This window comes from Olivibacter sitiensis DSM 17696, assembly GCF_000427965.1.
Classification (GTDB): Bacteria; Bacteroidota; Bacteroidia; order Sphingobacteriales; family Sphingobacteriaceae; genus Olivibacter; species Olivibacter sitiensis.
In genome coordinates, this window is record NZ_ATZA01000072.1 from 1 (window position 1) to 12,096 (window position 12,096).

The window sequence follows — 12,096 nt, forward strand, 5'->3', positions numbered from 1 at the left end:
AATCACATCGGCTGAATATTCCGAACAGCATCGTCATGAGTTGTGTCCATGAATCAAAGGTCTTGTAATAGCGGTCAGACCGGTGCTTGCTCACAAGCATCTCAAATTTGTTCCTTGGAATAAAACCTAATAATTGTTTGAAGATTGGCTGACCGACTAATTTCTTTTCTGTATTTTTATCACTCATATTTTTAGTTTGTCGTAAAACCAAAATATGAAAAAAGGAGCTTGCCAGATATGGCAGCTCCTTAAATTATTTTTTGTCGGTCAGTAGTGATTTATTATATTTGCATTAATGATTTACAAGGTAATCAAATGAAAGCAAGTGCACTAAGCACCATTACTAAATCGTTACCGATAGAGTTTCCCACTCTTGTAAACTACTCTTTATTAGCCGCTTTAGGCTAAATTAATCTTTTTCTATAAAAAAACATCTTGTCATAAAACACATTGTGTTTATAAAACTAAATAGAGCCCCTTATGAAAACAATCTTTACAATCTTCGTCCTAGTGACATTGAGCACGTCCGCTTGCAAGAAAAATGACAGCTCCCCAAGTGAACAGGAAATACGGGAAATAGCCTGGCACTCTCTCTCAGAACAACAACAGGCGTCCATTGTCATCGACTGGCGAGAAGCTCCGGTAGCTCATACCGAGTATAATGGCCAAAAGGCTTTTTCCGTATCTTTTGAGACCAGTGTGGATGAAATGCTTTTTCTGGGGCCTATTGTGGTATATGTCTCGCAGGAAAAAGTGGTGCTGGGACAGGGAATGCGGTACTGAGAAGCCTCGCCCTCCCGTCAGGTTCTGATGCCGTCCGGATTTCGTAGTCGAAATTAGCGATTATCCATAGCAGCTTTTCACGAACTGCAGGCAAGGAATGAGTAGCAAATTGAACAAAAATCGACACCTAATGAAAGCATAAGTCAATCTTTTATTTATTCATTGCTCAAAAAATGATGAGTTATGAGAAGACACATATTATGTGAGCGGAAGGGTTAGAAATAGTTATGGATCAATTAAAGCAACCCGAAAGTTGTAGACATTCTCTAATCATAATTAACAAACTAGGGGTAGTCGAGACTACCCCTAGTTGTTCAATAAATCCTAGAAAAACAGCTATTTTCTAATTCACATCCCAGAACAACTTTGTGTTAACATTATCTTGGACCTGTACTGCCTGATAATTAGCTCCGTTATACGTTGGTTCCGAAGAAGGAAGGTTCCATTTGACCGGGACTGTTTGCTGAACGTCTGAGTTTTGTACCACAAATGTGAATTGAGGATAGTCCAAACGTCTTACTTCAGCCCATGATTCAACAGGTTGCATCATGTTAAAATGAAGCCATTTTTGCCATGCAATAAGCTCAAGTTTATTTGAGGCTCCATCCCAGTCAACAGCAGATATATATCCATTAATAGCGCTGCTAGTAGGTGCCGTGGCCGCCGCAACAATATTATCATTGCTTACACTTCTAATCCGTTGGAAAAGATCTATAGACTCTTTAATTCCATTTTCGAAATAGGTTTTGGCTGTAGCGCTATTGCCTGCTGCCAGGTAGTATTCACTCAACAGAAAGTTAACCTCAGATGCCGATATTAGCAAACCAGGAAAATAATCATTTCGTGAAAATGTCGACCGGTTGTAAATAGCTATCGTTCCACCCCCGCTAGTGACAGGTCCAGAAATAAGATTTGATTGAACAGTACCGGTCAAAGATTGGTTCAGTCCAATATACGCACCATTTGCCTGAGCACCCGGTTCAAAAACAAATGGCAATCGAGGGTCTCCCTTCTCATTCATGTGGTCTATCATCACCTTGCTGGCAATATTCCCATTCCAGCTTTCCAATGCATCTTGAAAACCCGTTGAATTAATGTCAGTTGAAGGATCAAAAACATCCAGCTGCGCGTTGTCATCATTCGCTAATATCAATGGATAAGTGGTAGGTGCATTGATAATTTCTGACAACTCCGTTTGGGCCCTAGAAGAAAATGCAGAAGCGGATGAAACGCGAGTGAGCATCCTTAATCTCAATGAATTACAATATTTTTTCCAAAGATCCAAACTTCCGTTGTTTATAATATCCTGCGTAGCAAAAAGAGACGTACTCGGAATACTTATCGCATTCAACTCCGATGCAATAGCTTTAAGATCATCCAACATAGCGGTGTAAATATCTTCTGCTGAGTCATAAGCCGGATAGGAAACCGTGTAATCACCTCCATTCGTACTCAACATACCTGCCTGACTCCATGGAATACTTCCATGCAGATCGACAATTTGTTGCGATTGATCATAGAATATGACCTTAGCAGCTAGATAGAAAATCCGGGTCTGTTCTTGTACAACTGGATCAGAATTGTTATAAACATTCTCAAACTCGCGATACTGAGCAAGCCCTTCATAATACCTATTCCACCTATCTTCAATAGCCGCTGCACCAGGCAATAGCTGATTTTCCGAATTTGCCCATCCATAGATTTGGATATACCTAGCAATAGTGGGAAGAATCGTTACAAAATAATTCCGGTATGTAGGAACGATAAGTTGTCGGTAACCATGGATAACACCCACAAATTGCTTCTCTACTGTAGTCTCAGTCACCTTTTCAGGATCCCTATACAATTCGTCGAAAGAACTTTTTTTACAAGCGGGCGTAATTGCCGAAACTACTACAGCCCATAGTCCTATTATAAAATACTTTTTCATTTTCTTAATTTTTAGAAGCTAGCACGCAACATTAAACCAAATGTCCTAGTAGCAGGACTTGTTCCTGCATTACTTACCTGGTTAATCCAGTTAGATCCGCCTGTCATCTGTTCGGGATCTAGGTCTTTTAAAGACCGGTATATAAAGAACAGGTTACGGCCAAACACAGACAATTGTAGATTTTTGGCTCTCAATTTAGAGGCTATTTCATTAGGCAAGCGGTATCCCAGAGACAATTCACGCATTTTGATGTAATTGTTCTTTTTAACATATAATCCATAGTTGGAATAGGAATACTGTGGACCACCCCAGTTATAGGTATTTGCGTAGTATCTTACTTGAGAAATTACGTTTGCATTTGTGGAACCATCAGCCAATACGCCTTCCATCAACATACCATCATAATGAACGGTTTGTCCATTCGGGCCCGTAGCACCAGAATATGCAATCCCTTTTCCATCGGCATCAAGATAATAACTCACACCTCCATGCTCAGCATCCATGTAGTTCAAACTTTCTTCTGTAAGGCCTCTACTGGTCATCCATGCAATACCAGTGGGCATCACATTTCCTCCCCACCTGAAGTCTATTAGGGCATCCAACGAGAAGTTCTTATAGTTGAAGTTGTTTATAAAACCACCGACTACTTTTGGCATGGCATTGCCAGCTTTGACCCAGCTATTTGCATCCAATTGATACAGGCCGTTGTCCATTACGATTTTATTGCCTTGTGCATCAGTCGCAATGGGATGTACCATAATGTCTCCCATTGGTTCTCCTACATTTGAAATTAACTGGGCAGCGGAACCATCGTAATCCCTATGTAAGAGCGAAGTAGCTCCACCTGGCAGCTCTTCTATGATGTTTTTATTCATGGAAAAATTCAAGATTGAATTCCACCTGAAATTGCCATTCTGTATTGGCGCACCATTAATGGCAAACTCCCACCCTTTATTGCGCAGAGTACCTACATTGGCCAATATGGAAGAAGCACCCTGACTTATATTTAGGGAATAGTCCAGTATCTGATCACGAATCTGTCCGTTATAATAGGTGATATCAAAACCTAAACGGCCGTCTAAAATTCTGGTCTCCAAGCCGAATTCCATTTCATACTTCGTTTCGGGTTTTATTTTTTCATTGCCATAGGAAGAAGTGGGAACAAGGGTGTATATAACGCTTCCACTTCCATCGGCTTGTATACCCAAGGAAGATTGGGTAAGACTCGTAGCACTTTGGAAAATACCAGGATAGTTACCCACAACGCCCCAAGAACCTCTCAATTTCGAATAATTAAATATTTCAGGGAGATTAAATGCCTCACTTAAGATCAAGCTTGAATTCACAGATGGATAATATAGGACATTATCATCGGGATGCATGGTAGAGATACGTTCCCTCCTTAATGTACCTTCTACAAACCAATAGTCTTTTAGGCTAAAATTAACGGTTCCAAATAAAGCATCACGCAACATGTCCCTTCTATAGTTTAAATTGTCATTCCATCTGGCAATATTGTTAGAAGCATTTAAATCAAACCAATCTCTCACACTTAGGCCACCATCGGTATTCCGCTGTACGTATGTATCCTGTGATTTGGTAGCGGTATAACCCAACATGGCACCCAATTTCACAGTTTCCGTCACTTGCCTATTATAGGTAGCCAAAAGGTCTGTATAATAAATATTTGCGTTTTGCGATCCTAAAGAAAAGTAGCCTGTACTATTGTCGATAGACAAAGGTCTTTCTGTTGGTTGTTTATCCTCTGTTTTCAGCGAGGTCATATCAGCAGAGAATCTGGCCCTTACAGAAAAATCATTTGTAACTTGCCAGGTATTCGTCACTGAGCTAATTACACGGTTGGAATATTCGTCATAATCCTTGGCCAGCACATTCCACATATAATCGAGTACATCGGCTCTATAACCGTTATAGGTAATATTCTCATCTGGAGTCAAACTTGGGTTTGTTCCTGTTACAAATTTGTAACCAAGACTTGTTTGATACTTATTCTTGTACCAATCCGGATTGTCGAAAGTAGAAATCATTCCCGTAAAATTGTTGATCAGACGATCCGTTAGGAATGGCCTATTATGTGTATGCTGATTCACATAATTGACAACGACATCGGTAGTCAGCTTATCCCATAGTTTAAACGTTGTGTTCAGATTGGCAATGTTCTTTTTGTTGTAAGATTCCAAAGATGTCATTTGGTTATCTTGACGAGTCAAGGAAAAACGCGTGTTGGAACTCTCACCAGCATGTCCAATAGCCAAGTTGAATATGGTATTGTCTGGATTATTGAAGAATTTTCCATATGCGTTTTGAGCAACGTACGGGCGAATTTCCCCATCCCATGAACGTATTGGCTGTCCGTCAAATTTGGGACCAAAATTAAGGCTTGTGTTGGCTGTTCCCCTTACTCCATCATCGTAATAATAGAACATGTCCGCTGATTGCCCCACGTCTGCATATGACAGATCATAGCCAGGACCTCTTACATCTTGAAAACGAGGCAAATAAGCAATCTGATCATGCGTGTATGTACTATTGAAATCAATAGTATATCCTTTACCTCCTTTTCCAGACTTAGTGGTTACCAATACTACACCGTTCATGGCTTCTGAGCCATATAGTGCAGCAGCAGAAGCTCCTTTCAAGATACTGATAGACTCTATATCTTCTGGGTTAAGATCTTCAAGCCCATTTCCCCTAGACCTCTGATCTCCCCAATAATCGGAGTTATTGAAAGTTGATTGACGCATAGGTATACCGTCTATGATAACCAACGGCTGCGAATTACCCGTGATAGAGTTTGTTCCACGGATATTGATGTTTATACCCGATGTAGCACCGCCTGGCGCTGCAGAGATACGCACACCAGGTGCCTTGCCATACAAAGCACCAGCAAAATTGGGAGAGCCCGTTTTGGTTAATTCCGCTGCACCTACTGTACTCACGGCATATCCGAGAGATTTTGCCTCGCGCTTAATACCCAGCGAAGTCACCACCACTTCATCGAGCTCGCCAGCGGCCGCTTCCAAGGTTACATTAATGGTCATAGAGCTACTCACCGTAATTTCTTGCGGTGCATAGCCCACAATGGAGAAGCGCAATACTTCACCTGCTGACGCATTGATGGTATAACGACCACCGGCATCTGTTTGTATACCACGTGTACTTCCTTTGACAGTCACGCTCACCCCCGGCAAAGGGCCCTGTGCATCCGATACTATCCCGGTAACGGATTGCTGTGCAAAACCATAGCTAATACAGCTTAGCAACAGTAACGCTACAGCCAACACTTTAAAATAAAGATTTCTCATAACATCTCATGTTAGTTTTTTACGTATTTCTTAATAGTTGATTGATCTGTGGCCCATTGGCCTTTTGATTGATTTGTGATTTTTTGTTTTGTTTTATTTAATTCATTGTTTAGTGGTTAATTATTAATTCAAAAAAATATCTGGTACTTATTGACATTTTATCAATTATTGGCCTTTATAATCTCACTGCGCTCCATGACCAAGGTCGCAGCACCAATTAATTCAGCTTCTTTATTTAATGAGGACGCAATCAGCTTGGTCTGCTCCGCTATCAACGGTATACAAAACTCGTTGACAGCCTGATAAACGGGCGCCATTAAGGATTTGGAAGCTATAGCTCCCCGGCCACTAATCACCACTGCTTGCGGATTCATGATGTGTATCAGAGTAGCTATTCCTTTTCCTATAATGAAGCCCGCTTTTGCTAATAGGCTTATGGCCAATTGATCCCCATTATTTGCGGCCAGTAGAACCTCTTCGCCAGTTGGCTTTTCATGAAGGTCGAAAAGTGACTTCAACATCGAGGCTGTACCCTTTGACAATTCTTCCTGTGCCCGTCGGGTAATGACCAGCAGGGAAGAGTCTACCTCCAAGCAGCCTCTCTTGCCACAGGAACACAGGTCGTCACCATCTGCCAATGGAATATGGCTGAACTCCCCTGCATAGCCACTATGTCCTCTAAAGAGCTCTCCCTTTACTATCATACCTAGGCCTATTCCCCAACCTACGTTTACGACCATGACATCTCTCATACCCTTTGCAGCCCCAAAATAGAGTTCGGCAAGGGCTATAGCCGTGGAGTCATTATCAATAAAGACAGGCAAGCCAATAGCTGGAGCCAACACTTCGACCAAACTTTGCTGACCATAGCCCAAGAAGGAACGATTAATACCTTGTTCAGCATTGACAAATCCCGGCATGGCTATTCCAACACCAATAATCTTATCCCTGGAAGTCGATAGCGTATTGATATAATCATTGACAATACTTATGAGATCAACACAAGTCGACTTTTCATCGGTTAAAAGCAGTTCATACTCGGCTATCGGTGCGATGATCTCGTTATTCAGATTGTAAGCCACCACACGAGTGATAAATTGGTCCATCGCGACAGCTATGATGCTGTATCCCGCGTTTGTATCCAATTTATATTGCGTTGCTCTCCTTCCTCCCGTTGATTGGGCAAAATCACTTGTTTCCGCCCAACCGTCGCGTATCAAAGAACCAATTGTCTCGGCAATGACAGGCAAACTCTTGCCAGTTAGCTTAGCCAGCTCGTTAACCGATAATGCATTGTTAAAATATAATTGACGGATGATCTCACGCATCAATTTAACCCGTTTTTTCGAAGTAACTTCCTCCATAATTTAGTATCTAATGACAAACATAATTTTTATTTGTTAAAAAACAAACAACTTATTAAATATTTAATATAAGTTTATACAGATTTATGAATATTTATGTTAAAAAGTTTAAAAAATGACGCATTAGCTGAACTGTGATGTAAAAAATAATAGTTTTGCCAAATGAGCGTACAGATAAAGAAAAAATAACGTCTGGAACCATTAATATATTTCTAATTAGAAAAGCAACATAAAATGAGGAACCAACTATTTGGTCTGGCAATAAGTACCATCTCATTATATGCCAACCTGACATTTGCAGCGCACGACGACAGCACCGTATATAAAGACCCCAAACGTTCGGTAGCAGAACGTACCGAAGATTTGCTATCTAGAATGACCTTGGAAGAAAAGGTGGGCCAATTATCTACACTGCTTGGATGGGAAATGTACCAAAAATACGGCGCCCACATTGGCGTAAGTGATGGACTGAAAGAGGCTATCCAAAAAAGACATATCGGAATGCTATGGGCAACACTGCGTGCTGATCCTTGGACAAAAAAGACCCTAGAATCCGGGCTGCATCCAAGGGAATCGGCCATGGCAACCAATGCTCTGCAACGTTATGCCTTAGACAGCACCCGCTTAGGTATCCCCTTACTCCTCGCCGAGGAATGTCCGCATGGACATATGGCCATTGGCAAAACCGTATTTCCCACGGCCATCGGTCAAGCTAGCACATGGAATCCGCAGTTGATCAAGCAAATGGCAACTGCCATTGCCCTAGAGACAAGATCCGCAGGTGCTCATATCGGCTATGGCCCTATCTTGGATCTTGCCAGAGAGCCTAGGTGGTCCAGGGTAGAAGAAACCTATGGCGAAGACCCCTTGCTGATAACAAAGATGGGGGTAGCCATGGTACAGGGTTTTCAAGGAGTCAATGACATACCAAGCGATGGGCACATCATTTCAACTTTGAAGCACTTTGCCGCATATGGCAGTCCCGAGGGAGGACACAACGGCGGCAGCGCCCAGATTGGCCATCGCGATATGGCTATGAACTACCTCCCCCCCTTCCAGAAGGCCGTAGAGGCCGGTGCCCTATCTGTCATGACGGCGTGCAACGCCATTGATGGCATTCCCTGTTCCTCAAACGAATTTTTGCTCAAGGATTTATTACGCAACACCTGGAACTTTGATGGTTTTGTCGTATCCGACCTGGGAAGTATTTCCGGCCTCCTGGGCAACCATCATGTAGCCGAAAATGCCGTAGATGCCGCAGCACTGGCTTTCAATGCGGGACTGGATGCCGACTTGGGCGGATACGGTTATGACAAAGCGCTACTGGAAGCCATAGCGCAGAAAAAGGTGAGCATAAATGACCTGGACAAGGCAGTGGCACGTGTACTCAGGCTCAAGTTCGCCCTCGGTCTTTTCGAAGATCCTTTCGTAGATGTAAATCGCGCAGAATCGTTCGCCCGTTCCAATGAGCACGTGAGTCTGGCCAGAAAAGTGGCGCAGGAATCAATCGTGTTGTTGAAAAATGACGAGCACTTGCTCCCCCTTTCCAAAAACGTCAAGCGCATTGCCCTTATCGGTCCCAATGCGGACAATACGTACAACCAACTGGGCGATTATACTGCCCCACAAGATCCAAAGGCCATCATTACGCCACTGCAAGGCATTAAGGAAAAGCTGGGCCCATACACAGAGATAAACTATGTCAAGGGGTGCGACATACGAGACACCAGCAATAGCCAAATCTCCGAGGCCGCCGAAGCTGCGATGCAATCCGATGTGGCCATCGTGGTTCTCGGAGGATCCAGTGCTCGTGACTTCCGCACTTCCTACTTGGCCACGGGAGCTGCCCTGGTATCGGAGTCAGATATAAGCGACATGGAGAGTGGCGAGGGATATGACAGGGCCAGTCTTGACCTGATGGGCAAACAACTCGAATTATTTAAGGCCATTGTGCAAACGGGCAAACCCGTCATTTTGGTTACCATTAAAGGCAGGCCATTGAACCTCAACTGGGCTCAAGAACATGTAGATGCGATAATCGATGCCTGGTATCCCGGTCAGGAAGGTGGGCATGCCATAGCCGATGTACTCTTTGGCGATTACAATCCCGCCGGTCGTCTCCCTATTTCCGTTCCCAAGTCCGTAGGCCAGCTCCCCATCTATTACAATTATAACAAGCCCACCAAACACGACTATGTGGAAATGGACGCCAAGGCGCTCTATCCATTTGGATTTGGCTTAAGCTATTCCGACTATGCTTACAGCGACATGCAAACTCAGCTGTCGCTTGAAGAAGATGATTTCGATCTTTCAGTCTCATGCACAATTCAGAATATCGGCAAGATGGCCGGTGATGAGGTGGTACAGCTCTATGTCCGAGATAAAGTGAGCAGCGTGGTAACTCCCGTTATAGCGTTGAAAGATTTCAAACGCATACATCTAAATGCCGGCAAAAGTACGACGGTTCAATTCAATCTCAAGAAAGAAGATCTGAAACTGCTGGACAACAAGCTCAAATGGACGGTAGAAAAGGGCACTTTTCAACTTATGATAGGTGCCTCGTCAACGGATATCCGACTTGAAAAGGAAATCGAGCTCTTACGCTCCTACGAACTATAGCGGAAAGAGCCGAATTGCTATTCTTCGTAACATGGCGACCTGCTTTACCTACTTGCATATTCGGACGAGTTTATCTAAGTTTGCGCTACTTTAAACCGCCTTGTTGCTTAGGCGAGCAATGCGCTTTTAATTTTGACTTTTTAATTTTTAATTTATAAATGGCATTACAATGTGGTATCGTTGGCCTTCCCAACGTTGGTAAATCTACCCTGTTCAACTGTTTGTCCAATGCAAAGGCACAAGCGGCAAATTTCCCCTTTTGTACCATTGAACCCAATGTGGGAGTCATTACCGTACCGGATGAACGCTTAAGCAAACTGGCGGAATTGGTAAATCCCAACAGGATAGTCCCCAATACGATTGAAATAGTCGACATTGCCGGTTTGGTAAAAGGAGCCAGCAAAGGCGAGGGACTGGGAAACCAGTTCCTTGGCAATATCCGGTCAACAAATGCCATTATCCATGTATTGCGTTGCTTTGACGATGGCAATGTCATCCATGTGGACGGATCCGTAGATCCTGTACGCGATAAGGAAATAATCGATACCGAACTGCAGCTGAAGGATCTTGAAACCGTAGACAAGCGCATTCAAAAGGTAGAGAAAATGGCCAAGACCGGTGGCGACAAGGATGCCAAGAAGACTTTCGAGATATTAAGCATCGTAAAACCCCATTTGGAATCGGGCAAATCTGCCAGGACAGCCCCTATATCGGAAGAAGATTTTGTGTTTATCGATGACCTCAACCTGCTCACCGTGAAACCTATTCTGTATGTCTGCAATGTGGACGAGGCTTCAGTAGCTGGTGGCAATGCCTATGTGGAGCAGGTACGGGAAGCCGTAAAGGACGAAAATGCCGAAGTGTTGATTATCTCCGCCCAGATCGAATCGGAAATCAGCCAGTTGGAAAGCTATGAAGAACGTCAAATGTTCTTGGAAGACCTCGGTCTTAGCGAATCTGGCGTAAACAAACTTATCAAGGCGGCTTATCGCCTGCTCAATCTAGCCACCTATTTTACCGCTGGCGTACAGGAGGTTCGTGCATGGACCATCGAGAAGGGATTCACCGCCCCACAAGCAGCCGGTGTTATCCATACCGACTTTGAAAAAGGCTTTATCCGTGCCGAAGTGATCAAGTACGATGATTTTGTCACTTATGGTTCAGAAAACGCCTGTAAAGAAGCGGGTAAGCTCAGCGTAGAAGGAAAAACGTATATCGTAGAAGACGGAGACATCATGCATTTCCGTTTTAATGTATAAATTGAAAAATACACATCCATAATAGCTAATGTTTTTTTACATTTCCCCTATAAAAAGTTCTCAATGGCTGGGGAGAGATCGATAAATTCCTCCTTTATATACAACGCAATTATATTGCATATCAAAAGGAATTTATCTAAGTTTGCAAACCTTTGTTCCCGTAGTTCAATGGATAGAATGTCAGATTCCGGTTCTGATGATATGAGTTCGAATCTCGTCGGGAACACCCCATGGGACACTTGATTTAAATCATCATTTGTCCCGTTTTTTTTTTGCTTTTAAACCCTTGTTTATCAGATAGATAAGACGGACTGCTTCGTTCACTTCAAGAGTTCGATAATCTGTTTTCTCAATTACAAGTTTTTTGGGAAATATCGAACCCAGGATTTCCTGTTTTTGCCTTACATCCCCTTCTATATATAGCCTGTCAAGGTTTGAAAATGCTTTACAGACATCCTTTAGCATCTTTTGGATATTTCCGAAGCAGTATCTGAGATAGACAGCGAAATATTCCTACTCATCAATTATTTTAGTATAAATAGGGTCTGCTGAAAAACTCAATGATTTTTTCAGCAGATTTTTGAGTATTGGGGTATGAGGTTGTAATCTTTGCGCAGATCTACCACATATTTGATTACTATATTGATAATGCAATAAAGTGCTAGCTCGGCCAATTTGACCAAGTTAAGCACCAATACGATGCAGCTAATCCAAGCTTCGCTGGTTCTTGCTAGACGAGCTAAAATGAGATTCATTCCGTAACCAGTCTTTGCTTGACCAAACTTTCCTTCGATCGGATTGCGTTCTCCTGGACT

At 42.9% G+C, this 12,096-nt stretch carries 8 protein-coding genes and 1 tRNA gene; 4 read left to right on the plus strand and 5 right to left on the minus strand.

Annotated elements, in window-relative coordinates; genetic code table 11:
* Window positions 1-187 (minus strand): DUF4372 domain-containing protein (locus A37S_RS25700; protein WP_036603688.1); only part of this gene is annotated, 187 nt, incomplete at its 3' end.
* 293 nt (window positions 188-480) lie between these two features.
* Between A37S_RS25700 and A37S_RS0121610 the strand changes: the two genes are divergently transcribed.
* Window positions 481-783 carry a hypothetical protein gene (locus A37S_RS0121610; RefSeq protein ID WP_028298759.1) on the plus strand — a complete coding sequence of 101 codons (303 nt, stop codon included), beginning with the start codon at window positions 481-483 and terminating at the stop codon, window positions 781-783.
* Window positions 784-1,126: 343 nt separating this feature from the next.
* Here the strand turns inward: A37S_RS0121610 and A37S_RS0121615 are convergent, their stop codons facing one another.
* From A37S_RS0121615 to A37S_RS0121625, 3 genes are all read right to left on the minus strand, one after another.
* Window positions 1,127-2,713 (minus strand): SusD/RagB family nutrient-binding outer membrane lipoprotein, encoded by a 1,587-nt coding sequence (locus A37S_RS0121615; protein WP_028298760.1) that lies wholly within the window; start codon window positions 2,711-2,713, stop codon window positions 1,127-1,129.
* Between the two features lie 11 nt (window positions 2,714-2,724).
* Window positions 2,725-6,039 (minus strand): SusC/RagA family TonB-linked outer membrane protein, encoded by a 3,315-nt coding sequence (locus A37S_RS0121620; RefSeq protein WP_036603753.1) that lies wholly within the window; start codon window positions 6,037-6,039, stop codon window positions 2,725-2,727.
* A gap of 161 nt (window positions 6,040-6,200) precedes the next feature.
* Window positions 6,201-7,403, minus strand: coding sequence for an ROK family protein (locus A37S_RS0121625; RefSeq protein ID WP_036603756.1), 1,203 nt, complete (start codon window positions 7,401-7,403; stop codon window positions 6,201-6,203).
* A 234-nt stretch (window positions 7,404-7,637) separates the two neighbouring features.
* Here A37S_RS0121625 and A37S_RS0121630 point away from each other — a divergent pair, with 234 nt between their 5' ends.
* The 3 genes from A37S_RS0121630 to A37S_RS0121640 all read left to right on the plus strand — a co-directional run bounded on the left by A37S_RS0121630 (window position 7,638) and on the right by A37S_RS0121640 (window position 11,507).
* The gene (locus tag A37S_RS0121630) at window positions 7,638-10,022 is read left to right on the plus strand and encodes a glycoside hydrolase family 3 N-terminal domain-containing protein (protein WP_028298763.1); all 2,385 of its coding nucleotides are present in this window, start codon (window positions 7,638-7,640) and stop codon (window positions 10,020-10,022) included.
* A gap of 158 nt (window positions 10,023-10,180) precedes the next feature.
* Window positions 10,181-11,281, plus strand: coding sequence for a redox-regulated ATPase YchF (gene ychF / locus A37S_RS0121635; protein WP_028298764.1), 1,101 nt, complete (start codon window positions 10,181-10,183; stop codon window positions 11,279-11,281).
* Window positions 11,282-11,435: 154 nt separating this feature from the next.
* A tRNA-Arg gene (locus tag A37S_RS0121640) sits at window positions 11,436-11,507 on the plus strand.
* Between the two features lie 343 nt (window positions 11,508-11,850).
* On the opposite strand, the gene A37S_RS28410 is transcribed toward A37S_RS0121640, so the two are convergent.
* A partial coding sequence (locus tag A37S_RS28410; RefSeq protein ID WP_036603309.1) for a transposase occupies window positions 11,851-12,096 on the minus strand: 246 nt, incomplete at its 5' end.